The sequence below is a fragment of the Amycolatopsis sp. NPDC104863 genome (assembly GCF_055582965.1).
The window spans coordinates 308824-333610 of sequence record NZ_JBVJOW010000010.1; the positions used below are offsets into that span (position 1 = coordinate 308824).

Genomic DNA, 24787 nt, shown 5'->3' on the forward strand with positions numbered 1-24787 from the left:
CCGTCGGGAGCATGATCCCATCCGGTCGCGGAGCGGCCTAGGTTGGAAGCCATGACCGACAAGACCTGGGCCGAAGTCGACGACTACCTCACGGGCGCGCTGCTCGCCCCCGACCCCGCGCTGGACGCCGCGCTGGCCGACTCGGCCGGCGCGGGGCTGCCCTCGATCGCCGTCGCGCCCAACCAGGGGAAGCTGCTGAACCTGCTGGCCCGCCAGGCCGGGGCCCGCTCGATCCTGGAGATCGGCACGCTCGGCGGGTACAGCACGATCTGGCTGGCCCGCGCGCTGCCGTCCGGCGGCAAGCTGGTGACCTGCGAATACGAGCCGAAGCACGCCGAAGTCGCCCGGAAGAACCTGGCGCGGGCGGGCTTCGGCGAGGACGTCGTCGACATCCGGGTCGGCGCGGCGCTCGACACGCTGCCGAAGCTGACCGGGCCGTTCGACTTCGTCTTCATCGACGCCGACAAGAACAACCTCGCGAACTACGTCCGCGCGACGCTGGAGCTGTCCCGACCGGGCACGACGATCGTGGTGGACAACGTCGTCCGCCAGGGCGCCGTGGCGGACTCGGCGAGCACCGACCCGAACGTCCTGGGCGCGCGGGAGATGTTCGAGCTGCTCGCGGCGGAACCCCGTGTCGACGCGACGGCGGTCCAGACCGTGGGCGCCAAGGGACACGACGGGTTCGTGCTCGGCCTGGTGCGGTAAGGCTCACCGCCGCGGGCGGACGTCGATCGGCGGCGCGAGCGGGATGCCCCGCTCCGCGCCGCCCAGCCGGCGGAACGGCTGACCCTGGTGCGCCGCGGCCATGAACGTGCGCCAGATGTCGGCCGGGACCACGTCCCCGGTCAGCTTCGCGCCGGTCGCGTCGGTCAGCCGGCGGTCGTCGTCGGAGCCGATCCAGACCGCCGTGGCCAGCTGCGGGGTGTAGCCGATCGCCCAGGCGTCCTGGTTGTCCGGGCTGCTGCCGTGCTCGGCTTCGCCGGTGCGCAGCGCGGCCGGGCGGCCGTCGTCGAGGGTCGTGCCGAGGGTCCGCGTGACGTCTTCCGCGACGCGGCGGCTCTCGTCGCCGTTCTCGTCGAACGCCGGGCGCGTGGTGTCGGTGTGCTCCCAGACGACCGCGCCGCTTTCGTCGCGCACCTTCGCCACCAGGTGCGGGGTCGTGCGCACGCCCTCCGCGGCGAACGTCGCGTAGGCGCCCGCCAGGTCCAGCGGCCGCAGCGGGTACCGGCCGATCGCGATGCCCGCGCCGATGAGGAAGCCGTCCTTCTCCCGCATCGTCGGGGAGCCGTCGACGGTGTCGGGGATGCCCGCCTGCCGCGCGGTCTCGCTGAGCGCGTCCGGGCCGAGCTTCTTCGCCAGCGCGACGAACGGGCCGTCGGCGTGGGTCGCCATCGCCATCCGCGGGGTGCACTTCTGGACGCAGACGTCGGGGTACTTGAACTTCTCGCCGAGGAACTCCTGCTCCGCGGGCGCCGCGATCGGCGTGTCCGGGCCGAAACCGCGGCGCAGGGCCGCCGCGAGCGTGAACGGGTAGAACGCCGAGCCCGCCGCGTGCGAGGTGCCCGCGTAGTCGCGGACGCCCTGGTCGCCGCCCTGGTAGGCGCGCACGGCGCCGGTCTTCGGGTCGACCGAGACCACCGCGCCGCGGAACTCCTTCGGCTCGCCCTTCAGCCTGTCCTGCAACGCTTTCTTGGCGGCGTCCTGCATCCCGCGGTCGAGTGTCGTCACCACCGTCATGTTGCCCTGCTGGAGCCGGCCCAGCGGGAAGCCGTCCTGTTCGAGCTCGGCCAGCACCTGCTGCTTGACGTGGAACTCGTCGTAGGTGACCCGCCCGGCGCGCGTCTCCGACGGCGCCTGGATCTCGGCGCCCGGGTAGGCCATCGGTTCGGTTCCCGGCACGTACCCGCGGGCGACGAGCTTGTCGTGCACGTACTGCCAGCGCCGCGCGGCGTGGGCGTCGCCCGAGGCGGCCGGGTCGTGCACCGACGGCGACTGGATCATCCCGGCCAGGAACGCGGCCTCGCTCCAGGTCATCGAGTCGTCGAGCTTCTTGCCGAAGTAGGCGTTCATCGCCGCGGCGGGCCCGAACGTGCCGCGGCCGAAGGAGATGATGTTGACGTAGCTTTCGAAGATCTGTTCCTTGCTCTGCTCCTGGGTGATCTTCGTGGACAGGACGAGCTCGGCGAACTTGCGGCCGATCGTCGCGTCGTCGTCGCCGGTGGACTTCTTGATGTACTGCTGGGTGATCCCGGACCCGCCGCCGACGCCGGTGAGGAACGCGCGGCCGATGCCGGTCGGGTCGAAACCCTGGTTGTCCCAGAAGGTCGGGTCCTCGGTGGCGACGATCGCGTCCCGCAGCTTCGCGGGCACGTGCGTGTAGGGCACGAAGGTGCGGTCGCCGTCCGCCGGGATGACCTTGAGCAGCTCGGACCCGTCCGAGTACTGCAGGACGACGGTCTTGTCGAGCCCGGCGAGGACGTCCTGCGGGCTGCGGACGTCGAGCACGAGGTAGGCGACCCAGAAGGCGATCAGCGGCACGCCGACCAGCAGCCCGAAGGTCCAGTACCCGATGCGTCGGATCCGCCGCCACCGCCGGCGTCGCGGGGTGTCCGACTGCTCGTGCTCTTCCGCTGGTTCCTCGGTCGCCAAGGTCACGAATGGATGACGGCCGAACGGGTGAGAAGGTTCTGTGGAGAACTAACGAGGTTGTTCGAATCCTGTCAAGACAGGTTCAGGCGAGGAACGCACGCAGGAGCGACGCCGTGCCTTCGATGTGTTCGGCCATGGCGTGGCGGGCCGCGACCGCGTCTCCGGCGAGGATCGCGTCCACGATCGCCTCGTGCTGGGCGTTCGAGTGCTCGAGGTTCGGCGGCAGCAGCGGGATCCGGTCGAGCAGCTGGTTGACGCGGGTGCGCGCGTCGGCCATCGCCGTGGTCAGCGAGCCGGACGCCGTCACCTCCGCGATCGCCAGGTGCAGCCGGGAGTCCTTGCGGCGGTAGTCGTCGAGGTCCGCGCTCGCGGCTTCGGCGAGCGTTCCGGTCAGGTGCCGGCGGTCCGCCGGGCTCAGCGACCGCGCGGCGGCCATCTCCGCGGCGCCGGTCTCGAGGACGTATCGGAGGCTCAATGCGTCTTCGAGCGCGATCGGTTCGACCTTGCCTCCGGGTGACCGCTCGGGCGGTCCGGGCAGGGTGTCGTTCACGAACGTGCCGCCGTAGCGGCCTCGCCGTGACTCGACGTAACCGGCGTCGGAAAGGGCCCGGATGGCCTCGCGCAGCGTGACGCGGCTGACCCCGAGCCGTTCGGCGAGCTCGCGTTCCGACGGGAGCCGCTCCCCCGCGCCCACCACGCCGAGCCGGATCGCCTGCAGCAGCCGCTCCACGGTCTCCTCGAAGGCGTTGCCCGCGCGGACCGGCCGGAACAGCGCTTCACCGGCATTCACCACCGAGGTCGACTCCATCCCGCGAGTTTAGGCCGCGCCGAGTCGATCACCCCGGGCGCAGCGCACCTTCGGAGTGGCCTCACGCCGTCGCTCTCGGTGACACTGTGTTCGCGGGCGGAAAAACCGGTGGAACCGGACGGCCACGTTCGGCGACGATGGGGACACCGACACCGAACATCGACGCAGGGGGCGATCCGGTGCACTTCTTGATGGCCGAGGACCTGGTCCACGAGCGAGAGAACGAACTGCGCCACGGCGTGCGCAACCGCCCGCCGGGGCGAGCGACGCCGAGCCGCAGGCCGGGAACACGGAGACAGCAGCTCGGCTGGCGGCTGGTCGAGGTGGGGTTGAAGCTGGCGGTGGAAGACCAGCAGCACTGAGCCGGCCCGCCGCCGTCAGCACTCGATGACGTTCACCGCCAGCCCGCCGCGGGCGGTCTCCTTGTACTTCACGCTCATGTCCGCGCCTGTCTCGCGCATCGTCTTGATCGCCTTGTCCAGCGTCACCACGTGACTGCCGTCGCCGCGCATCGCCATTCTCGCCGCGTGGATCGCCTTCGACGCGCCGACCGCGTTGCGCTCGATGCACGGGATCTGGACCAGGCCGCCGACCGGGTCGCACGTCAGGCCCAGGTGGTGCTCGACGCCGATCTCGGCCGCGTTCTCCACCTGGGCCGGGGAGCCGCCGAGCACCTCCGTCAGGCCCGCCGCCGCCATCGCCGAGGCCGAGCCGACCTCGCCCTGACAGCCGACCTCGGCGCCCGAGATCGAGCCCGTCTGCTTGAGGATCGAGCCGATCGCGCCCGCGGTGAGCATGAACTTGACGATGCCGTCGTCGGTCGAGTGCCGGATGAACCGCTGGTAGTAGTGCAGCACGGCGGGGATGATCCCGGCGGCGCCGTTGGTCGGCGCGGTCACCACGCGCCCGCCCGCGGCGTTCTCCTCGTTGACGGCGAGGGCGTAGAGGCTCACCCAGTCCATCGCGTACAGCGGGTCGTCCGCGCCGTCCTCGGCCAGAAGCTTCTCGTGGAGCGCCTTCGCGCGCCGCGGCACCTTCAGGCCGCCAGGCAGGACGCCTTCGTGCGTACAGCCGTTGCGGACGCACTCCGCCATGACCGCCCAGATGTCCAGCAGCCCGGCCCGGACCTCTTCGCGTGACCGCCAGGACAGCTCGTTCGCCAGCATGATCTCGCTGATCGGCAGCCCGGTGGACGCGCAGTGCCCGAGCAGGTCCGCGCCGGTGCGGAACGGGTACGGCACCGGCGTCGCGTCCTCGACGAACACCGCGTCCGTCTCGTAGGACTCGTCGCGGACGAAGCCGCCGCCGACCGAGTAGTACGTCCGTTCGCGCAGCAGCTCCCCCGCCGCGTCGAACGCGCGGAAGACCATGCCGTTCGGGTGCGCCGGCAACGACTTGCGCCGGTGCATGGTGAGGTCGTTGTCCTCGTCGAACGTGATCTCGTGCGTGCCGGCCAACAGCAGCAGGCCGGACTCGCGGATCGCCGCGATGCGCCCGGCCACGGTGTCGGTGTCGATCTCTTCCGGACGCTCACCCGAAAGCCCGAGCAGGACGGCTTTGTCACTGCCGTGGCCGAAGCCGGTCGCGCCGAGCGAGCCGAACAGCTCCGACTGGACGCGTGCGGTGCGCCCGAGGTCGTCGCCGAGTCCGTCCACAAAGGTCAGTGCCGCCCGCATCGGCCCGACGGTATGGGAGCTCGACGGGCCGATGCCGATGGAAAACAGGTCGAAGACGCTGATCGCCATTGATCCGCCCCTTCCTATCGCGCCAGCAGGGAGCTGGCTTCTTGCGCGGCCGGGCCCTGGTCGGCGAGGTGCTGCAGGTTCTCCGGCAGCTCCTCCCCACGGTAACCCTTGGTCTGGGCGTAAAGCCGTCCCGCGCGGTACGACGACCGCACGAGCGGACCGGCCATCACCCCGGCGAAGCCCATGGCCTCGGCGGCCTTCGAGTGCTCGACGAACTCCTCCGGCTTGACCCACCGGTCCACCGGGTGGTGCCGCGGCGAGGGACGCAGGTACTGCGTGATCGTCAGGATCTCGCAGCCCGCGTCGACCAGGTCCTGCATCGCGGGCGCGACCTCGTCGGGGGTCTCGCCCATGCCGAGGATGAGGTTGGACTTCGTCACCAGGCCGGCCTCACGCGCCTTGGTGATGACTTCCAGCGACCGCGCGTAGCGGAAGCCGGGACGGATCCGCTTGAAAATGCGGGGCACCGTCTCGACGTTGTGCGCCAACACCTCCGGCCGCGAGCCGAACACCTCGGCCAGCTGGTCCGGGTCCGCGTTGAAGTCCGGAATCAGCAGCTCGACACCGGTACCCGGGTTCAGAGCGTGAATCTGACGCACGGTCTCCGCGTACAGCCAGGCACCGCCGTCTTCCAGATCGTCGCGGGCCACGCCGGTGACCGTCGAGTACCGGAGACCCATGGCCTGCACGGACTCCGCAACCTTGCGCGGCTCAGTACGGTCCAGGGCAGCAGGCTTGCCGGTGTCGATCTGGCAGAAGTCACAACGGCGCGTGCATTGATCCCCACCGATCAAGAAGGTGGCTTCACGGTCTTCCCAGCACTCGTAGATGTTGGGACAACCGGCCTCTTCGCACACGGTGTGGAGACCTTCGCGGCGCACCAGACCCTTGAGTTCGGTGAACTCCGGCCCCATCCGCACCCGCGTCTTGATCCACGGCGGCTTCTTCTCGATCGGCGTCTCGCTGTTGCGGACTTCCAGCCGCAGCAGCTTCCGGCCCTCGGGCAGCGCGCTCATCGCGAAAGGCTCGCGTACAACGGGTGCTTCGCGGCCAGCGCCTCGACGCGGTCACGCAGCTTCGAGCGGAGAGCGTCGTCGAAGTCGGGCTTCAGCGCCTCGGCGATGACGTCGGCGACCTCGGTGAAGTCCTCGGCCTGGAAGCCGCGGGTGGCCAGCGCCGGGGTGCCGATGCGCAGGCCGGAGGTGATCATCGGCGGGCGCGGGTCGAACGGGACGGCGTTGCGGTTGACCGTGATGCCGACCTCGTGCAGCCGGTCCTCGGCCTGCTGACCGTCCAGAGTGGACTGGACGAGGTCGACCAGCACCAGGTGGACGTCGGTGCCGCCGGTCAGGACACGCACCCCGGCGTCAGCGCAGTCCGCCTGCGACAAGCGCGAAGCCAGGATCCGCGAACCTTCGAGCGTCCGCTGCTGCCGCTCCTTGAACTCCTCGCTCGCGGCGATCTTCAGCGCGACGGCCTTGGCCGCGATGACGTGTTCCAGCGGCCCGCCCTGCTGGCCCGGGAACACCGCGGAGTTGATCTTCTTCGCGAGCTCCTCGCGGCAGAGGATGAGCCCGCCGCGCGGGCCGCCGAGGGTCTTGTGCGTGGTCGTGGTGACGATGTCGGCGTGCGGCACCGGCGACGGGTGCAGCCCGCTCGCGACCAGCCCGGCGAAGTGCGCCATGTCGACCATCAGGCGGGCGTCGACGAGGTCGGCGATGCGGCGGAACTCGGCGAAGTCGAGCTGACGCGGGTACGCGGACCAGCCGGCGATGATCAGCTTCGGCTTGTGCTCGACGGCAAGACGCTCGATCTCGGCCAGGTCGACGATGCCGGTCTCTTTGTCGACATGGTAGGCGACCACGGTGTAGAGCTTGCCCGAGAAGTTGATCTTCATCCCGTGCGTCAGGTGGCCGCCGTGCGCCAGGTCGAGGCCGAGGATCGTGTCGCCGGGCTTGAGCACGGCGAACATCGCGGCCGCGTTGGCCTGCGCGCCCGAGTGCGGCTGGACGTTGGCGTGCTCGGCGCCGAAGAGGGCCTTCGCGCGGTCGATGGCGAGCTGCTCGACGACGTCGACGTGCTCGCAGCCGCCGTAGTAACGGCGACCCGGGTAACCCTCGGCGTACTTGTTGGTCAGCACCGAACCCTGCGCCTCGAGCACGCCCACCGGGGCGAAGTTCTCGGACGCGATCATCTCCAGCGTGGACTGCTGGCGGGTCAGCTCGTCGGCGACGGCCGCGGCGACCTCCGGGTCGACGTCGGCGAGGTGGGCGTCGAAGGTCGTCATCAGTTCTCCTGGGTGAGCTTGGCGTACGCGGCGGCGTCGAGCAGCTCGGGGACGTCGCCCGTGAGCCGCACCTTCAGCAGCCAGCCTTCCGTGTACGGGTCCGAGTTGATGACCTCGGGGGTGTCCGAAGTGGCGCCGTTCACCTCGACGACCTCGCCGGACACGGGCGCGTACAGCTCGCTGACGGACTTCGTCGACTCGACCTCGCCGAACACCTCGCCCGCCGTCACGGTCGCGCCGGCGTCGGGCAGCTGGACGAACACGATGTCACCGAGCGACTCGGCGGCGAAGGCGGTGATGCCGACCGTCGCGACGCCGTCGGAGACGGACAGCCACTCGTGTTCCTTGGTGTACTGCAGGTTCTCGGGAATGCTCACGGTTCAGTAAGTCCTTACGCGCGGGAGTAGAAGGGCAGGGCGACGACTTCGACGGGCTCGATCCTGCCCCGGATGTCGACGGACAGCTCGGTGCCGGGCTCGGCGTACGCCCGATCGACGTACGCCATGGCGATCGGGTAACCCAGCGTGGGCGACAGCGCCCCACTGGTGACCTCGCCGATCTCGACGCCGTCCGACAGCAGCTTGTAGCCGTGGCGCGGCGCACGACGTCCCGCTCCGCGAACGCCGACCCGCACGCGCGGGACGTCCGCCTTGGACCGCTCTTCCAGCGCCGCGCGGCCGACGAAGTCACCCGGCTTCTCGAACTTGACGACGCGCCCGAGCCCGGCCTCGAACGGGCTCTGGTCGAGGGTGAGTTCGTTGCCGTACAACGGCATCCCGGCTTCCAGCCGCAGCGTGTCGCGGCAGGCCAGCCCGGCCGGGACCAGGCCGTGGCCCTCGCCCGCCTCGGTCAGGATGCGCCAGACCGCCGGCGCCTCGTCGGCGTTCACGAACAGCTCGAAGCCGTCTTCGCCGGTGTAGCCGGTGCGGGCGAGCAGGACGTCATGGCCTTTCACGACCGCCGGCACGCTGGCGTAGTACTTCAGCGCGTCCAGGTCGGCGTCGGTCACGGAGCCGAGGATCGCGACGGCGTTCGGACCCTGGACGGCGATCAGCGCGGTCGTCTCGGACCGGTCGTCGACCACCGCGTCGAAGCCCGCGACCCGCTCGGCCAGCGCGTCGGCGACGACCTTCGCGTTGCCCGCGTTCGCGACGACGAGGTAGTGCTCGTCGGCCAGGCGGTAAACGACGAGGTCGTCCAGCACACCGCCGGAGGCGTCGCAGATCATCGTGTACCGCGCCCGGCCCGGCTTGACCCCGGTGAGGTTGCCGACCAGCGCGAAGTCCAGGACGTCGGCCGCCTGCTTGCCGGTGACGTGGATTTCGGCCATGTGCGAGAGGTCGAACAGCCCGGCCGCCTCGCGGACCGCCTTGTGCTCGGCCAGCTCGCTGGCGTAGCGGACCGGCATGGACCAGCCGGCGAAGTCGGTGAACAGCGCACCGAGTCCCTTGTGGACTCCGTGGAGGGAGGTTTCCTTCGACACGTCGGGATCAGCCTTCGTAAGCGTTGAGGGGCGGGCAGGAGCAGACGAGGTTACGGTCCCCGCGGGCGCCGTCGATGCGCCGCACCGGCGGCCAGTACTTGTTCTTGCGCGACACCCCGGCCGGGAACACGGCCAGCTCGCGGCTGTAGGGCTTGTCCCACTCCCCGACCAGCGTCTCCGCGGTGTGCGGGGCGCCCCGCAGCGGCGACTCCTCCGCGCTCCACTTGCCGGATGCGACCTCGTCGATCTCGGCGCGGATGGCGATCATCGCGTCGCAGAACCGGTCGATCTCGCCCAGGTCCTCGGACTCGGTCGGCTCGACCATCAGCGTGCCCGCGACCGGGAACGACATGGTCGGCGCGTGGAAGCCGTAGTCGATGAGCCGCTTCGCGACGTCGTCGACCGTCACGCCGGTCTCCTTGGTGAGCTGGCGCAGGTCGAGGATGCACTCGTGCGCGACCAGGCCGTCCTGGCCCGTGTAGAGCACCGGGTAGTGCGGGGCCAGCCGCGAGGCGACGTAGTTCGCGGCCAGCACGGCGACCTTCGTGGCCGCGGTCAGGCCGGGCGCGCCCATCATGCGGACGTAGGCCCAGGAGATCGGCAGGATCGACGCCGAACCGTACGGCGCGCCGCTGATCGGGCCGACGCCGGTTTCCGGGCCCGCGGCGTCGAGCAGCGGGTGGTTCGGCAGGTACGGCGCGAGGTGCGCGCGCACCGCGACCGGGCCGACACCGGGGCCGCCACCGCCGTGCGGGATGCAGAAGGTCTTGTGCAGGTTCAGGTGCGAGACGTCGCCGCCGAACTCGCCCGGCTTGGCCAGGCCGAGCAGGGCGTTGAGGTTCGCGCCGTCGACGTACACCTGGCCGCCGCCGTCGTGGACGATCTTGGCCAGCTCGTCGATCGAGTGCTCGTACACGCCGTGCGTGGACGGGTAGGTGACCATGATCGCGGCGAGCGTGTCCTTGTGTGCGTCCACTTTGGACCGCAGGTCGGCCAGGTCGACGTTGCCCTCGTCGGTGCACTTGACGACGACCACGCGCATCCCGGCGAGCACCGCGGACGCGGCGTTGGTGCCGTGCGCCGACGACGGGATCAGGCAGACGTCGCGGGCCTCGTCACCGTTCGAACGGTGGTACGCGCGGATGGCCAGCAGCCCGGCCAGCTCGCCCTGGCTGCCCGCGTTGGGCTGCAGCGACACCTTGTCGTAGCCGGTGACCTCGGCCAGCCAGTCCGCGAGCTGCCCGACGAGCGTGTGGTACCCCTCGGCGTCCTCGGCCGGGGCGAACGGGTGGATGCCGGCGAACTCGCGCCAGCTGATCGGCTCCATCTCGGTGGTGGCGTTGAGCTTCATCGTGCAGGAGCCGAGCGGGATCATGCCGCGGTCGAGCGCGTAGTCCTGGTCGGACAGGCGACGCAGGTACCGCAGCATCGCCGTCTCGGAGCGGTGGCTGCCGAAGACCTCGTGGCCCATGAAGCCGCTTTCGCGGGCGAGGCCGTTGGGGAGCGCGACGCCGTCCTGGACGTCTTCCTCGACCCCGAACGCCTTCAGGACGTTCGCGGCGATCGCGGGGGTGCTGACCTCGTCGAAGGCGACCCGCACGTGGTCGGCGTCGACGTGGCCGAGGTTGATCCCGGCCTCGCGGGCGGCCGCGTGGACCTCGGCGGCCTGGCCGGGGACACGCGCGATGACCGTGTCGAAGAAGGACTCGTGCACGACCTCGACGCCGGTCTTGCGCAGCGCGTCGGCGAAGCCCGCGGCCAGGCCGTGGACGCGCTGCGCGATCCGCTTGAGGCCGTCCGGGCCGTGGTAGACCGCGTACATCGCGGCCAGCACAGCCGGGAGGACCTGCGCGGTGCAGATGTTGGACGTCGCCTTCTCGCGGCGGATGTGCTGCTCACGCGTCTGCAGCGCGAGGCGGTAGGCGGAGTTGCCGTCGGCGTCGACCGAGACGCCGACCAGGCGCCCGGGCAGCGAGCGCTCGAGGCCGGAGCGGACGGACATGTACCCGGCGTGCGGGCCGCCGTAGCCGAGCGGGACGCCGAAGCGCTGCGTCGACCCGGCGGCGACGTCGGCGCCGAACTCGCCGGGGGCGGTGATCAGGGTGAGGGCGAGCAGGTCGGCGGCGACGGTGAACAGCGCGCCCGCGGCCTTCGCCGACTCGGAAATCGCGTGGTAGAAGCCGCGGCCGCGCAGCACGCCGGACGCGCCGGGGTACTGGGCGACGACGCCGAAGAACTCGTCCGGCAGGCCGGTGAGCAGGTCGCGGACCTCGACCTCGATGCCCAGCGCCTCGACGCGGGTCCGCACGACGGCGATGGTCTGCGGCAGGCACTCGGCGTCCAGCACGACCTTGTTCGACTTCGACTTGGACGCGCGCCGCATCAGCGTGACGGCCTCGGCGACGGCGGTCGACTCGTCCAGCAGGGACGCGTTCGCGGTGGCCAGGCCGGTCAGGTCGGCGACCATCGTCTGGAAGTTGAGGAGCGCTTCGAGCCGGCCCTGCGAGATTTCCGGCTGGTAGGGCGTGTACGCCGTGTACCAGGCCGGGTTCTCGAGGACGTTGCGGCGGATCACGCCGGGGGTGACGGTGTCGGAGTAGCCGAGGCCGATCATCTGCGTCATCGGCCGGTTGCGCGCGGCGAGGGCGCGCAGCTCCGCGGTGGCGTCCTCTTCGGACGCGGCCGGCGGGAGGGTGAGCTCACGGGTCGCGCGGATGGCGCTCGGGACGGCGGCGCCGACGAGGGCGTCCAGGCTGCCGTAACCGCACTCGGCCAGCATCTTCGCGCGCTCGGCCTCGGACGGGCCGATGTGGCGGGCGTCGAACTGCGTAGAAGTGATCGGGAGCTCCTCAGGCCGGGCGCACACGGGTGCGCTGGGAACTCCCCCTCTGTCATGGCACCTGAGAGTTTCACCGCGTGTGAAGCGGCTTTCACCTTGGGTGAGGCGCGGGTGCGCCTGCTTTCCAGAGTGGCCTCGCGCGAAGCGGTAGCGGTTACCTGAGAGATTCCGGGGAGTTTGCTCCTTCGGTGCCCCACCACGTTCGTGAGGGCTCTCCCGCCTCGGCTCGACGGCCCGATCTGCAGTTGTGGCGGTTACCGTACCTGCCGCCTGCGAGATCAGTCTACTTCACACGGGCAACGCCACATCAGTCTTCGAGCGCGACTCGACGGGTGGCTCCCGCCTGCTGGCGGGTCGCAGCCGCCGGCCCACCCGGGGTGCTCGTCGCCGATCCGCTCCTGCGGGAGACCGCAGACTGCACGAGCGTGCCCACCGGCAGTCCGGAGGTCACAGCGCGTCTGCCGGTCGAAGCACCTGAGCCGACCTGAAACTGGTTCTCCCCGGCTGTGTTCGCGAGCCGGAACACCTCGCGCTGTGTGCTAGCCGTGAGCGACCCGACGCACGGCGCTCCCCGCCAGCACAGGCGGCCGGCGCACCCGGCCCGAAGGCAGCACCAGCCGCTTCAACGGGCCGCCGAGCGGCACCGGCGGGTGCCCGGCGCCGAGGAGCACCTGCTCCACGATCTGCTCCGCGAGCCAAGCCACCGTGTCGTTGAGCCGGTCGAGGCTCGGGCGGTCGCCGTCGAAGACGTCCTCGTCGGCCAGCGTCACCTCGAAGTAAGCGTGCCCCGGGGGCACCGACACTGCCTCCTCGATCGCCCGCGCGCCCGCCAACGGGTCGGCGAACCCGGCGTCGAGCAGCGGCTCGCGGTAGATCCGGGCGGCCCGCGCCCGCATCCGGGGGCCGTAGCGGACGACGACCGGGAGCCGTCCGGTCAGGTCGGGGACGGCCAGGCCGTGCAGCAGCATGATCGGCGGCACCGAGTGCACCAGCCGCGGCGCGGGTTCGGCCAGCTCACGGGCGGTGATCCGGACGCGGTCGGCCATCGTGTCGGGCAGGCCGAAGTAGCGGAAGTCGACGTTGCCGAACCCGAGCCCGTCGGCGACCAGCGACGCCAGCAGCTCGCCGTACCCCCAGATCGGCGACAGCACGACAACCGGCGGCGCGGCGACGACCGGCGACGGCGCGGGCGGGCGCGTCGCCTCCTGCTCGGGCACCTGGATGACCAGCCGCGGCGGCTCGTGCCAGTCGTGCACCTCGGCGACCCGCCAGTACAGCCCGAGCGGCCGCCACAGCTCGCCGAGGACGTCGTGTTCGAGGATCCGCCGCGCCTCTTCCTCGGAAAACGGGAAGTCCCGCGGCGGCACGATCCCGACGTAGTGGTGGTAGGTGACGCGGACCTCGTCCCCGCGGGTGGCGGACCGGATCCGCATCTCCCAGTCGACCGGCGACGCGGCGATGAGGTTGGCGACCTGGGTGCCGGGCGAGGAGTAGACGAGCGCGGTGGCCTGCCGGAGGAACTGCCCGGCCCGGTCGATGCCTTCCCGCAGCGCCTTCGCGGCGTGAGCGACGTGCACCGGGCTGGCCAGGGAGTCGGGCAGCACACCGGCGACGCGCAGGAGGTCTGCCTCGCTGAGCCCGGTGACCTCGGCGAGCTGGGCCCAGTGGTCGAAGACGGTCACCTTCGGCGCGTGCCGGTGCTCGACCCAGCTGCGCAGGGTCGACGTGGGGACGCCGATGCGTCGCGCGGCCTCGTCGAAGGAAAGCCCCCTCGCGCGGATGCCGGCCCGGACCGCTTCCGCCCACTCGTCGGCGCGCCAGTGCGTCACCTCACAAAGCTAACGAAACCCGCTAGTTTTGCGCAGGGACAAATCGCCCACGCCGGCTCGACGCTGGTGACCATGACCACCACCGTCATCGCCCTGACCCTGATCGTCGGCGTCCTGACCTTCGCCGCCGGCGCGTTCCTCGCCTCGGAGATCGCCGTTCGCGTGCTGCGGCGCCGCGAACGGCTCGTCTCCGAGGAGCGCAAGAAGCTCAACGCCGCCTGGAGCTACCTGCGGGAGGTCTACGGCGTCAAGAAACCGACCAAGCGTTAGAGCGGGGTGACGTACGCGCCGGAGATGCCGCCGTCGACCAGGAACTGGGACGCCGTGATGAAGCTGGCGTCGTCGCTGGCCAGGAAGGCCACCGCCGCCGCGATCTCCTCGGGCTCGGCGAACCGGCCGACCGGGACGTGCACCAGCCGCCGCGCCGCGCGTTCCGGGTCCTTCGCGAACAGCTCCTTGAGCAGCGGCGTGTTGACCGGACCCGGGCAGAGCGCGTTGACGCGAATGTTCTCGCGCGCGAACTGGATGCCGAGCTCACGGCTCATGGCGAGCACGCCGCCCTTGGACGCGGTGTAGGAGATCTGCGACGTCGCCGCGCCCATCACCGCGACGAACGATGCCGTGTTGATGATCGAACCGCGACCCTGGCGCTGCATGTGCGGCAGGACGGCCTTGCAGCAGTGGTACACCGACGTCAGGTTGACCCGCTGGACCCGCTCCCACGCGTCGATGCCGGTGGTCAGGATCGAGTCGTCCTCGGGCGGGGAGATGCCGGCGTTGTTGAACGCGACGTCGACCGAGCCGAACTGCTCGACCGTGGTGTGGAAGAGGCTCTCCACCTGCTCTGCGTCGGTGACGTCGGTCTGGACGAACGCGCCGCCGATCTCGTCGGCGGCCGCCTTGCCCTCGACCGGCGTCAGGTCCGCGATGACGACCTTCGCGCCTTCGCTCGCCAGACGGCGCGCTGAGGCGAGCCCGATGCCGCTCGCGCCGCCGGTGATGACCGCGACGCGGCCTTCGAAACGCTGGACCATTACTCCTCCGTGCTCAGAAAGACGTTCTTGGTTTCGGTGAACGCCGCCGCGGCGTCGGGGCCCAGCTCGCGGCCGAGGCCGGACTGCTTGAACCCGCCGAACGGCGTCCAGTAGCGCACCGAAGAGTGCGAGTTGACCGACAGGTTGCCGGCTTCCACCCCGCGCGCCACCCGGAACGCGCGGCCGGCGTCGCGGGTCCAGATCGACCCGGACAGACCGTACTCGGTCGCATTGGCCATCCGCAGCGCGTCGGCTTCTTCGGCGAACGGCACGACGGCGACGACCGGGCCGAAGACCTCGTCCGCCGCGGCCGGGTGCCGCAGGTCGGGCGGGGTGAGGACGGTCGGCGGGAACCAGAAGCCACGGCCTTCCGGCGCGGTGCCGCGGAACGCGACCGGCGCGTCGTCCGGCACGTAGGAGGCGACCTTCTCCCGGTGCGCGGCCGAGATCAGCGGGCCCATTTCGGTCTTTTCATCGCCCGGGTCGCCGACGACGACGCCGTGCACCGCGGGCTCCAGCAGCTCCATGAAGCGGTCGTACGCGCTGGCCTGCACCAGGATCAGCGACCGCGCGCAGCAGTCCTGGCCCGCGTTGTCGAAGACGCCGTAGGGCGCGGTGGCCGCGGCCTTCTCGAGGTCGGCGTCGGCGAAGACGATGTTCGCGTTCTTGCCGCCCAGCTCCAGCGTCACGCGCTTCACCTGCGCCGCGCAGCCGGCCATGATCTGCTTGCCGACCTCGGTGGAGCCGGTGAAGACGACCTTGCGGACACCCGGATGGTCCACGAACCGTTGTCCCACCACGGATCCCTTGCCGGGCAGCACCTGGAAGACGTCTTCGGGGATGCCCGCCTCGCGCGCCAGCTCACCGAGCCGGATGGCGGTCAGCGGCGTCAGCTCGGCGGGCTTGAGGACCACGGTGTTGCCGGCGGCGAGCGCGGGCGCGAAGCCCCAGCCGGCGATCGGCATCGGGAAGTTCCACGGCACGATCACGCCGACGACGCCGAGCGGCTCGTGGAAGGTGACGTTGACCCCGCCCGGCACCGGGATCTGCTGCCCGAGCAGGCGTTCCGGCGCGGCGGAGTAGTAGTTGAGGACGTCGCGGACGTTGCCCGCCTCCCAGCGGGCGTTGCCGATGGTGTGCCCGGAGTTCTCGACCTCGAGCCGCGCGAGGTTCTCGATGTCGGCCTCGACGGCGTCGGCGAAGCGGCGCAGCAGCCGCGCGCGGTCGCCGGGGGTGACGTCGCGCCACGCCGGGAACGCCGCCCGGGCGCGGGCGATCGCCGCGTCGGTCTCCTCGGCGCTGGTCAGCGGGACGGTCCGCACCACCTCCTCGGTGGCGGGGTTCAGGACGTCGAACGTCGTCATTTCCTCTCCTTGCTCGCTTCGACGAGGGCCTGGAACAGCCGGACGTCGTCGGTGTCCTGCTCGGGGTGCCACTGGACGCCCAGGGTGAACTCACCCGGGACTTCGGCGGCTTCGACCGTGCCGTCGGCGGCCCAGCCGACGGGTTCCAGGCCGGCGCCGAGGCGGTCGACGGCCTGGTGGTGGTAACACAGCGTCTTCGTCTCGGACCCGAGGATCGCGGCGGCCCGGCTGCCCTCGGCCAGCGTGACGGTGCCCCGGCCGAACGTCGCCGGCGCGGGCTGGTGCTCGGTGGTGTCCCGGGCTTCCGGCAGGTGCTGGACCAGGGTGCCGCCGAGGGCGACGCTCATCACCTGCAGGCCGCGGCAGACGCCGAGCACCGGTTTGCCCTGGCGCCGGGCCGCTTCGAACAGGCCGAACTCGAAGGCGTCCCGGTTCGGCCGGATGTAGGTGGTGGGGTGCTGCTCCTGGCCGTAGCGCTCCGGTTCGACGTCCGCGCCGCCGGTGAGCACCAGGCCGTCCACAGTGGACACGAGTTCGTCGTACGCGTCGGACACCGGGGGCAGTACCACCGGGACACCGCCGGCCGCGACGACGCAGTCGACGTAGACCCGGTGCAGCAGCACGGCTTCGGTCTCCCAGACCAGGAACTTCGCGGGTTCGAGGTAGCTGGTGAGCCCGATGACGGGCTTAGAGGCGCTCGAAACCACGGATGAGCTCCCAGTCGGTGACGGCGGCGTTGTAGGCGTCCACCTCGATCTTCGCCGCGTTCAGGTAGTGCTCGACGACGTCTTCGCCGAACGCGCTCCGGGCGATTTCGCTGCCCGCGAGCGCCGCGGCGGCCGCGGGCAGCGTGGTCGGCACCGTGCCGCGGTCGGAGTGGTAGGCGTTGCCGGTGAAGGGCTCTTCCAGCTCCAGCTCGTTCTCGATGCCGTGGAGACCGGCGGCGATCAGCGCGGCGACGGCGAGGTACGGGTTGACGTCCCCGCCCGGCACGCGGTTCTCGACGCGCAGCGACTCGCCGTGGCCCACGACCCGCAGCGCGCAGGTGCGGTTGTCGGTGCCCCAGGCGATCGCGGTCGGCGCGAAGCTGCCGGGCACGAACCGCTTGTAGGAGTTGATGTTCGGCGCGAGGAAGTAGGTCAGCTCGTGCAGCGCGGCGAGCTGGCCGGCGAGGAAGTGCTCCATCAGCTTCGAGAAGCCGTGTTCGTTGTCGCCGGCGAGGACCGCGCGGCCTTCGGTCGAGCGCAGGCTGATGTGGATGTGGCAGGAGTTGCCCTCGCGCTCGTTGTACTTCGCCATGAACGTGAGGCTCTTGCCCTCCTGCGCGGCGATCTCCTTGGCGCCGTTCTTGTAGACGCTGTGGTTGTCGCAGGTGGTGAGCGCGTCGGTGTAGCGGAAGGCGATCTCCTGCTGGCCGGGGTTGCACTCGCCCTTGGCGGACTCGGGGTAGAGGCCGGCGCCGGCCATCTCGTTGCGGATGCGGCGCAGCAGCGGCTCGAGGCGCGCGGTGCCGAGCATCGAGTAGTCGACGTTGTACTGGTTGGCGGGCTTGAGACCGGCGTAGCGCTTGTCCCAGGCGGCTTCGTAGGTGTCTTCGAAGACGATGAACTCGAGCTCGGTCCCGACGTAGGCGCCGAGCCCGCGCTCGGCGAGGCGGTCGAGCTGCCGGCGCAGGATCTGCCGCGGCGAGACGTCGACGGAGCCGCCCTGCACCCGCTCGACGTCGGCCAGCACCAGCGCGGTGCCCTCCTGCCAGGGGATCTCCCGCAGCGTCTCGAAGTCGGGACGCAGCACGAAGTCGCCGTAGCCGCTCTCCCAGGAGGACAGCGCGTAGCCGTCGACGGTGTTCATGTCGACGTCGACGGCCAGGAGGTAGTTGCAGGCCTCGGTCGCGTGGCCGACGACCTCGTCCAGGAAGTATTCGGCCGAGCAGCGCTTGCCCTGGAGCCTGCCCTGCATGTCCGTGAGCGCGACGAGCACGGTGTCGATCGTGCCCGCGTCCACGCGCGCCCGGAGCTCGTCCAGCGTGAGCATGCCTCGCCTGCGTGCCATCAGCCGCCCCAAAGGTTTGATGCGAATCCTTTGCGGCTTCTTCCTACCCGGTGACGCCGCGACGGTCAACCGGAACAAAGGTATTTTCTTGAGCCATTGACTCGGGAGCCGGTATGCGCGGTTTGCCCGGCTGAGAAGAGTCTGTGAATTCCCGCTCGACGGGAGGAATCCGGGGTACTCCCACGTTGAACGGGGCAGGAGAGGTGAGATCGATGACCACAGCATTCACGCAGACCACGATCGGACAGCAGCAGGCCCGGCCCCAGCTGCCGACCCTGCCCACCGGCTGGCCGATCGGTTCGTACGAGTCCTACGAGCAGGCACAGCGCGCGGTCGACCACCTCGCGGGCACGGACTTCCCGGTCACGGACGTCACGATCGTGGGCGTCGAGCCGATGCTCGTGGAGCGGATCGCGGGCAAGATGTCCTGGGGCAAGGTGCTGGGCAGCGCGGCAACATCCGGCGCGATGTTCGGTGTGTTCCTCGGCCTGGTGCTCAGCCTGCTGAACCCCGGCGCGGGGCTGGTGCCGATCGCGATCGGCCTGGTCGCCGGCCTCGGGTTCAACCTGCTGTTCGGGGCCCTGGGTTACGCGGCGAACCGCAACAAGCGCGGGTTCATCTCGCAGAGCCAGCTGGTGGCCCGGCGGTACGACGTGCTGTCGCAGCCACGCAACGCCGAGAAGGGTCGTGAGCTGCTCGCGGACCTCGCGGCGCGGAGCGCCTTCGGCCACTGACGCACTGAGGCCAGTTCGAAGGCCGCCCCCGGTTTTCCGGAGGCGGCCTTCGTCGTGTCAGGAGTGGCCAACTGGGGCGTTGGTTGTGTCCGGCAGGCGCGACTCAAGTCCCCGACGACACCGTCGGCGCGTCCGGAATCTCCGCCGGGTCCGGCGAACCCGCCCGACGGCCCGCACGCAACAGCTCACCCCACCGCCCGCGGTCGTACTCAGCCGGGGGTGCCTCCGCCAGGAACTCGCGCAGGATCTCCAGGAACCGCCGCGGGTCGGACCGGTGCGGGAAGTGGCCCGCGCCCTCGAACAGCACCAGCCTGCTGCCCGGCATCGCCCCGTGCGCGCGCCGCGCGTGGCCGCTCGGCACCACCCGGTCGTCGGTCCCCCACACGAGCAGCGTCGGGATTCCCTCGGTCAGGTAACAACGGTCCAGCATGTTGACCACCTGCCCGCGCCAGTCGACGACCGACCGCAGCGTCCGCAGGAACGCCGAGCGCGTGCCCGGCTCGAGCAGCCGGACGTAGCGCGTCACCACGTAGTCGAGGTCCGGCCCCAGCCCCAGCCCCTCGGACACCCGCAGCAGCTCGGCGAGCCCGCGCAGCGCCGTCAGCGCCGGGCGCGTGCCCAGTAGCGGCAGCACCAGCCCCGCGCCCGGCGCGGCGGCCAGCCGCAACAGCGGGTGCACGCTCGCGCCGACGCCGCCCGAGCCGACCAGCACCAGCCGTTCGCAGCGTTCCGGGAACTGGTACGCGAACTGCATCGCGACACCACCACCCAGCGAATGCCCGATCACCGTCACCCGGTCGACGTCGAGCGTGGTCAGCAGGTCGCGCATCCCACACGCGTAGGCCGCGACGGAGTAGTCCGCGCGCGGCTTGGCCGAAGCGCCGTGGCCGAGCAGGTCGGGCGCGATCACCGTGTGGTCGGCCGAGAGCGAGGCCAGCAGCTCCAGCCACGTCGCCGAGTCGTCGCCGATGCCGTGTAGGAACAGCAGGGCCGGCCCGCGCCCGGCCATCCGGTAGGCGCGCTCGTACCCGTGGACGACGCGGGTGCGCGGGGCGAAGCTGTCCGCCCCGACCTCGGTGAGTGGCACGCGTCCAGCTCAGCACGCCCGCGTTTCGCCCACGTTCGGATCGGGTGAACACGGCGAAAGGCCGAAGACCGCCCCCGGATCGGGTCCGGAGGCGGCCTTCGTCGCGTCAGGAGCGGCCCCGACCTCCGCTCCTGAAGGCTTTCATCGCGTCGGCGTCGTCGACGGCGTGGTCGTCGAAGTCGGCGGGGTGGTCGTGGGCGTCGGCGCCGTCACCTTCGGGATCGCGGCGCTGAACGGCACGTTCGGATCTTCGCGGCAGGCCGAGCGATACCCGTTGTAACCGTTGTAGTTGCCCTGGTTGTCGGTGACCCCCTGCTCGACCCGCGGCCGCGGGAACCGGTTGTCCTCGCCGATCTTCTCCTTGGTGCCGCTCGACCGTTCGCAGCCGTAGCGGGTCAGCGTGATCGGCCGGCCCTGCTCGTCGTAGAGGTAGACCTCCGTCAGCGGCTTGCCCTCGGCGTCGAACGCGTAGACGTTCTCGATTTCGTGGCTGCCGTAGCTCAGCTGGTCGTTCCCGTACTGGTCGGACGTCTGGTAGTACGACGACGGCGAGCTCTGGTAGGCGTTCCGGTTCGAGATGAGGTCGACCGCGGCGCCGAACCCGCCCAGCGCGCCGCCGACGACGAAAGCCGAGATCGGCACGGCGAGCCACAGCAGCCGCCGGTCGCCGCGCACCCGCGGGCCGGCCCACACGATCCCCGCCCCCGCGACGAGCAGGAACGGCAGCATCAGCACCGCGCTCCGCTGCCGGAGCATGAGCAGCACCCCGAACGCGATCAGCGTGACGGCGCACAGGATCCACCATGCCGGCTTGAGCGAGCTCAGGTACCGCAGCACCTTCCCGGTGTCTTCCTGTTCGCGGCCCCTGGCGAGCGCGCCGCGCAGCCACACCATCTCCGGCAGCGCCAGCACCGGCTCGATCCCGCCGCGCAGCAGCAGGAACAGGCTGACCAGGAACACCGGGAGGAACAGCAGCAGGCCCAGGAGCACGTCCGGGTCGATGGAAACAGCGGCGCCGAACGACAGCATCGCCAGCCCGAGCGCGCAGATCACCAGGCCCCACAACGCGATCCGCGGTTTCGCCAGGCTCGGGCTCTTGGTGGTGGTGAGCACCTGCGTCGCCGCGCCCTCGGCCGGCGCCGGGTAACCCCCGGAGGCGCGCAGCTCGGCGGCGTAGCTCTCCGGCGAGCCGAGCCGTTCGATCAGCGCCTCGACGCGGGCGCCCTCCCCCAGCTCGGCCTCCAGCTCCGCCAGGTGCGGGCGGACGTCTTCGAGGATCTCTTCGATTTCGCTCGCGGGCAGGTCGGCGAGCGCGGTGCGGACCCGCGCCAGATACACCCGCACGGCGGTCGGCTTCTCGCTCATGCTGCCTCTCCCAAAAGCACGTTCATCGTCGATGCGAAGCTCTGCCAGGTCTTCCCCGACTCCGCGAGGCGGAGCCGGCCCGGCTCGTTCAGGCTGTAGTACTTGCGGTGGGGCCCTTCTTCGCTGGGCACCACGTACGAGGTGAGCAGGCCGGCCTTGTAGAGCCTGCGCAGCGTCCCGTACACCGACGCGTCCCCGACCTCGTCCAGGCCGGCGGCCCGGAGTCTTCGCAGGACGTCGTACCCGTAGCCGTCGTCCTCGCGGAGCACCGCCAGCACGGCCAGATCGAGCACCCCTTTGAGCAGCTGACTGATCTCCACTGCACCCTCCAGTCTTACGCTTGGAAAGGTACCACGCATTGCACAGTAGTGTGCACGGCGAGGGCCCGAACGGGTCGTCCCTGCTGATCACGGAACCTCGTTAGGGTTGACCGATGGATCTGGTGAAGACGGACTTCCAGGTGCTCGACGACCGCTTCGCGCGGGTCAACGGCGACGAGTGGATGCAGCGCCTGCACACCGGCTGCCGCTGGGCGGAAGGGCCGGCGTACTTCCCGGCCGGGCGGTATCTGGTGTTCAGCGACATCCCGAACAACCGCACGCTGCGCTGGGACGAGACAACCGGGCGGGTCGGGGTCTTCCGTCAGCCGTCCGAGTACGCGAACGGGCACACTGTCGACCGCGCCGGACGGCTGATCAGCTGCGAGCAGGGCCCGCGCCGGGTGACCCGCACCGAGCACGACGGCTCGATCACGGTGCTGGCGTCGCACTTCGAGGGGAAGCGGCTGAACAGCCCGAACGACGTGGTCGAGCACTCGGACGGGTCAATCTGGTTCACCGACCCGAGTTACGGCATCGACAGCGACTACGAGGGGTACCGAGCCGAGAGCGAGATCGGCGGCTGCCACGTGTACCGGGTGTCCCCTTCCGACGGCGAGGTCCGCATCGTCGCGGACGACTTCTCCCGCCCGAACGGCCTCGCCTTCTCGGCCGACGAATCGTTGCTGTACATCGCCGACACGCGCCAGGACCCGAGTCACATCAGGGTGTTCGAGGTGCGGGACAACGGAAAGCTGACGGGCGGCGAGGTGTTCGCAACGTCCGACAGCGGCGGTTTCGACGGCCTCCGGGTCGACACCGAGGGCCAGGTGTGGGCGGCCGCGCACGACGGGCTGCATTGCTTCGCCCCGGACGGAACCCGGATCGGCAAGCTGAAGGTGCCGGAGATCTGCTCGAACCTCACCTTCGGCGGGGCGCGCGGGAACGAACTGTTCATCACGGCTTCGAGCTCGGTGTACACGCTGAGGGTGACGGTGAACGGGGCGCGCTACCCGCGGTGAGGGCTGGCGGGCGGGCTGGCGGGCGGCGGGCGGACTGACGGCTGGCGACTGGTGGGCTGACGACTGGCGGGCTGGCGGGGCTGGCCGGACTGGCGGGGCTGGCTGGCGGGCTGGCGGGCTGGCGGGCTGGCGGGCTGGCGGGCTGGCGGGCTGGCGGGCTGGCGGGCTGGCGGGCTGGCGGCGCAGAGTGACCGGCTCCGCCCGATCGGCAATTGCGGCACCCGCCAGGCGGCCGAGCTGTCCCGCGAGCGGTGTGCAACCCCGCGGCCGGCCAACCTAGCGCGGCCCCAACTGGACCACGATCGGACGCCGCCCGCCCCGCTTCCGGTCGGCCCCAGTGATCCGACTCGGCGCAGCGCGCGGCAGTGTCGGGCCGGCACTGCGCCGGCCCACCCGGCCAGCCATGCCGCCTCGGCCTCCAGCGATCGACCCAGCCACTCTCAGCGCAGCGCGCCCTGCCGGACCCGGCTCAACACAGCATCTCTCTGCCACGCCCGGCTCACCCTCACCAACCAAGCCGCTTCCGCGGCGACGTCCGCGTCCGCCTCGGCCTCCAGCGGTGCCGACGGCGCTCCCTCCGCCTGCTCGAAACGGCGGCCCTCCCTACCAGCCTCGATCGCCGCCGCCAAGGTCACCGCCTCCACCGTCGGAGCCAAGTCCGGCTCGCGGACTCCCGCTCGGCGGGCCTCCGCCTCCACCCGCGCCGGGAGGGCCGGGTCGAAGTGGGCTCGCAGCGCCAAATGGCCGTCGCGGATTTCGATCACCCTGCGGTACAGCGCGAACTCCGCACCCGCCGTCAGCTCGCGGCCCGGGTCCAGTGCGATGCCCGGGACCGCCGTGCGCAGCGCCTTCCACAGCGGCTCGATGCGCCGGTACGCGCGGTACGCGCGGACCCGCCCGACCACCGACGTCACCGCCGGTGACCACGCGCTGAGTGTCGCGCCGGCCGTGACGAAACAGATCGTCGTCGCCGCCAGGACTGACGATGGCAGGTCCTCTCGGGCGCCGATCCGCGCCGACTGGGCCAGGCGGCGGACGTCGTCGATGTCCCAGAACGTCCACGCGATCGCCGCGCCCACACCGATCACCAGCAGCCACAGGCCGGCGCGTAGCGGGCCCGGCTCGGCGTGCCACGCGCTGCGGGTGAACACCGTGATCAGCAGCCCGAGGCTGACCAGGCTGTAGATCAGGAACACGGCCTTGTCCCCCAGCGCGAACGGCAGCGTGCCGGGCGAAAACACCGTTTCGTCGCCGACGCGCTGCGGCTCGGACAGCGCGAAGCACACCGCCAGCAGCACCATCGCCGCTCCGGTGAACAGCCCGTGCGGGGTGAGCCGCGCGCCTTCTCCCCGCCACACCGACTGCGTAAACGCCACCGCGAAGCCGATCGCCCCCAGCTTCAATTCGTCGCCGGCCAGGGTCAGGACCCACTCGGCGACCGGGCCCGGGCCGACGAACGCCTCCATCGCCGGGGTCAGCACCAGGATGCCGGTGGCGATGCAGATGCCGAACCCGGCGAGGAACCACATCGTGCGCACCGGCTGGCTGTGGCGGGCCTCGATCAGCTTGTACCCGAACCCCGCGAACCCCACCACGCACAGGAGGTACGCGAGGGTCTCGGTCACGGCGCGCGGCGGCGGGACCGGCCGCCGAACAGCGAGTCGAAGTTCCGCAGGCCGTCCGGGACGTCCGGTGCCGGCTCGCGCGGCTCTTCGGGCCGCACGACGCGCTGGGCCAGCAGGCTCGCGACGAGCTCGGCCTCCCGCTCCTGGACCTCCGTGTACGTGGTGCGGCCGAGCACCCGCCGGACCAGCTCCGGCGAAAGGTTCGGCATCAGCTGCCGGCCGGCCGCGGCGTCGATCGCGACGCCGTCGGCACCGGCGTCGGCCCCGGTGTGCCCGCAGAGCAGGTGCCCGACCTCGTGCAGCAGGATGTGGCGCCGGTGCAGGGCGGTCGTGTTCGTCGGGTACAGGATGTAGTCGGCGCGCTCGGTGCTCATGAGCAGCCCGCACGGCGCGCCTTCGGGGGCGCTGACCGGCATGAGCTCGATCGGGCGGCCGCGGCCGGCGGCCAGGCTCGCGACGAACCGCTCGGCGTCGAACGGCTCCGGCAGGCTGACGGCGTCGGCGACCTCACGGGCGCGCCGCCACAGGGCGCGGCTCGGCCGGC

General features: G+C 71.0%; 23 protein-coding genes and 1 riboswitch. Of the genes, 5 read left to right on the forward strand and 18 right to left on the reverse strand.

What is annotated here, in order from left to right:
• The first annotated feature begins 51 nt into the window (after positions 1-51).
• Positions 52-708 carry an O-methyltransferase gene (locus ACZ63J_RS42810; RefSeq protein ID WP_465401651.1) on the forward strand — a complete coding sequence of 219 codons (657 nt, stop codon included), beginning with the start codon at positions 52-54 and terminating at the stop codon, positions 706-708.
• 3 nt (positions 709-711) lie between these two features.
• On the opposite strand, the gene ACZ63J_RS42815 is transcribed toward ACZ63J_RS42810, so the two are convergent.
• Both ACZ63J_RS42815 and ACZ63J_RS42820 read right to left on the reverse strand, forming a co-directional pair.
• The gene (locus ACZ63J_RS42815; RefSeq protein ID WP_465401650.1) at positions 712-2658 is read right to left on the reverse strand and encodes a transglycosylase domain-containing protein; all 1947 of its coding nucleotides are present in this window, start codon (positions 2656-2658) and stop codon (positions 712-714) included.
• Between the two features lie 76 nt (positions 2659-2734).
• Positions 2735-3460, reverse strand: coding sequence for a FadR/GntR family transcriptional regulator (locus ACZ63J_RS42820; protein WP_465401649.1), 726 nt, complete (start codon positions 3458-3460; stop codon positions 2735-2737).
• A 179-nt stretch (positions 3461-3639) separates the two neighbouring features.
• Between ACZ63J_RS42820 and ACZ63J_RS42825 the strand changes: the two genes are divergently transcribed.
• Positions 3640-3822 (forward strand): hypothetical protein, encoded by a 183-nt coding sequence (locus tag ACZ63J_RS42825; protein WP_465401648.1) that lies wholly within the window; start codon positions 3640-3642, stop codon positions 3820-3822.
• A gap of 15 nt (positions 3823-3837) precedes the next feature.
• Here ACZ63J_RS42825 and ACZ63J_RS42830 read toward each other — a convergent pair whose 3' ends face one another.
• The 7 genes from ACZ63J_RS42830 to ACZ63J_RS42860 all read right to left on the reverse strand — a co-directional run bounded on the left by ACZ63J_RS42830 (position 3838) and on the right by ACZ63J_RS42860 (position 13643).
• Positions 3838-5205: an L-serine ammonia-lyase gene (locus ACZ63J_RS42830; RefSeq protein ID WP_465401647.1), complete on the reverse strand. Its 1368-nt coding sequence runs from the start codon at positions 5203-5205 to the stop codon at positions 3838-3840.
• A gap of 14 nt (positions 5206-5219) precedes the next feature.
• Positions 5220-6221, reverse strand: a complete 1002-nt coding sequence (lipA, locus tag ACZ63J_RS42835; RefSeq protein WP_465401646.1) for a lipoyl synthase — start codon at positions 6219-6221, stop codon at positions 5220-5222.
• Positions 6218-7492: a serine hydroxymethyltransferase gene (gene glyA, locus ACZ63J_RS42840; protein ID WP_465401645.1), complete on the reverse strand. Its 1275-nt coding sequence runs from the start codon at positions 7490-7492 to the stop codon at positions 6218-6220. The genes lipA and glyA overlap by 4 nt, the downstream gene beginning before the upstream one ends.
• Entirely contained in the window at positions 7492-7869 is a 378-nt protein-coding gene (gcvH, locus tag ACZ63J_RS42845) for a glycine cleavage system protein GcvH (RefSeq protein ID WP_465310483.1), read from the reverse strand. The genes glyA and gcvH overlap by 1 nt, the downstream gene beginning before the upstream one ends.
• A gap of 14 nt (positions 7870-7883) precedes the next feature.
• Positions 7884-8975 carry a glycine cleavage system aminomethyltransferase GcvT gene (gene gcvT, locus ACZ63J_RS42850; protein ID WP_465401644.1) on the reverse strand — a complete coding sequence of 364 codons (1092 nt, stop codon included), beginning with the start codon at positions 8973-8975 and terminating at the stop codon, positions 7884-7886.
• 7 nt (positions 8976-8982) lie between these two features.
• On the reverse strand, positions 8983-11814 hold the full coding sequence (gcvP, locus tag ACZ63J_RS42855) for an aminomethyl-transferring glycine dehydrogenase (protein ID WP_465401799.1): 2832 nt from the start codon (positions 11812-11814) through the stop codon (positions 8983-8985).
• 135 nt (positions 11815-11949) lie between these two features.
• Positions 11950-12043, reverse strand: a riboswitch (glycine riboswitch).
• Positions 12044-12353: 310 nt separating this feature from the next.
• On the reverse strand, positions 12354-13643 hold the full coding sequence (locus ACZ63J_RS42860; RefSeq protein ID WP_465401643.1) for a helix-turn-helix domain-containing protein: 1290 nt from the start codon (positions 13641-13643) through the stop codon (positions 12354-12356).
• 72 nt (positions 13644-13715) lie between these two features.
• On the opposite strand from ACZ63J_RS42860, the gene ACZ63J_RS42865 reads away from it, so the two are divergent.
• A complete protein-coding gene (locus tag ACZ63J_RS42865) occupies positions 13716-13913 on the forward strand; it encodes a hypothetical protein (RefSeq protein ID WP_285454732.1) in 198 nt (65 codons plus the stop codon).
• Here the strand turns inward: ACZ63J_RS42865 and ACZ63J_RS42870 are convergent.
• Genes ACZ63J_RS42870 through ACZ63J_RS42885 form a run of 4 tightly spaced genes read right to left on the reverse strand, consistent with a single transcriptional unit; the run spans position 13910 to position 18093 of the window.
• Positions 13910-14677, reverse strand: coding sequence for a 3-oxoacyl-ACP reductase (locus ACZ63J_RS42870; RefSeq protein ID WP_465310480.1), 768 nt, complete (start codon positions 14675-14677; stop codon positions 13910-13912). The genes ACZ63J_RS42865 and ACZ63J_RS42870 overlap by 4 nt on opposite strands.
• On the reverse strand, positions 14677-16041 hold the full coding sequence (locus tag ACZ63J_RS42875) for an aldehyde dehydrogenase family protein (protein WP_465401642.1): 1365 nt from the start codon (positions 16039-16041) through the stop codon (positions 14677-14679). Before ACZ63J_RS42875 ends, ACZ63J_RS42870 begins: the two co-directional genes overlap by 1 nt.
• Positions 16038-16748 (reverse strand): gamma-glutamyl-gamma-aminobutyrate hydrolase family protein, encoded by a 711-nt coding sequence (locus ACZ63J_RS42880; RefSeq protein ID WP_465401641.1) that lies wholly within the window; start codon positions 16746-16748, stop codon positions 16038-16040. Before ACZ63J_RS42880 ends, ACZ63J_RS42875 begins: the two co-directional genes overlap by 4 nt.
• Positions 16729-18093 carry a glutamine synthetase family protein gene (locus tag ACZ63J_RS42885; RefSeq protein ID WP_465401640.1) on the reverse strand — a complete coding sequence of 455 codons (1365 nt, stop codon included), beginning with the start codon at positions 18091-18093 and terminating at the stop codon, positions 16729-16731. Before ACZ63J_RS42885 ends, ACZ63J_RS42880 begins: the two co-directional genes overlap by 20 nt.
• Positions 18094-18305: 212 nt before the next feature.
• Here ACZ63J_RS42885 and ACZ63J_RS42890 point away from each other — a divergent pair, with 212 nt between their 5' ends.
• Positions 18306-18827: a YflT domain-containing protein gene (locus ACZ63J_RS42890; protein WP_465342299.1), complete on the forward strand. Its 522-nt coding sequence runs from the start codon at positions 18306-18308 to the stop codon at positions 18825-18827.
• Positions 18828-18930: 103 nt separating this feature from the next.
• Here ACZ63J_RS42890 and ACZ63J_RS42895 read toward each other — a convergent pair whose 3' ends face one another.
• From ACZ63J_RS42895 to ACZ63J_RS42905, 3 genes are all read right to left on the reverse strand, one after another.
• On the reverse strand, positions 18931-19836 hold the full coding sequence (locus tag ACZ63J_RS42895) for an alpha/beta fold hydrolase (RefSeq protein ID WP_465401798.1): 906 nt from the start codon (positions 19834-19836) through the stop codon (positions 18931-18933).
• A gap of 219 nt (positions 19837-20055) precedes the next feature.
• Complete coding sequence (locus ACZ63J_RS42900) at positions 20056-21279, reverse strand: DUF1700 domain-containing protein (protein ID WP_465401639.1); 1224 nt, start codon at positions 21277-21279, stop codon at positions 20056-20058.
• Positions 21276-21599: a PadR family transcriptional regulator gene (locus ACZ63J_RS42905; RefSeq protein WP_465310474.1), complete on the reverse strand. Its 324-nt coding sequence runs from the start codon at positions 21597-21599 to the stop codon at positions 21276-21278. The genes ACZ63J_RS42900 and ACZ63J_RS42905 overlap by 4 nt, the downstream gene beginning before the upstream one ends.
• Before the next feature lie 113 nt (positions 21600-21712).
• Here ACZ63J_RS42905 and ACZ63J_RS42910 point away from each other — a divergent pair, with 113 nt between their 5' ends.
• A complete protein-coding gene (locus ACZ63J_RS42910; RefSeq protein ID WP_465401638.1) occupies positions 21713-22618 on the forward strand; it encodes an SMP-30/gluconolactonase/LRE family protein in 906 nt (301 codons plus the stop codon).
• A 440-nt stretch (positions 22619-23058) separates the two neighbouring features.
• On the opposite strand, the gene ACZ63J_RS42915 is transcribed toward ACZ63J_RS42910, so the two are convergent.
• Together ACZ63J_RS42915 and ACZ63J_RS42920 are read right to left on the reverse strand one after the other, a co-directional pair.
• Positions 23059-24243 (reverse strand): MAB_1171c family putative transporter, encoded by a 1185-nt coding sequence (locus ACZ63J_RS42915; protein ID WP_465401637.1) that lies wholly within the window; start codon positions 24241-24243, stop codon positions 23059-23061.
• Complete coding sequence (locus ACZ63J_RS42920; protein WP_465342358.1) at positions 24240-24770, reverse strand: hypothetical protein; 531 nt, start codon at positions 24768-24770, stop codon at positions 24240-24242. The genes ACZ63J_RS42915 and ACZ63J_RS42920 overlap by 4 nt, the downstream gene beginning before the upstream one ends.
• Positions 24771-24787 lie beyond the last annotated feature (17 nt).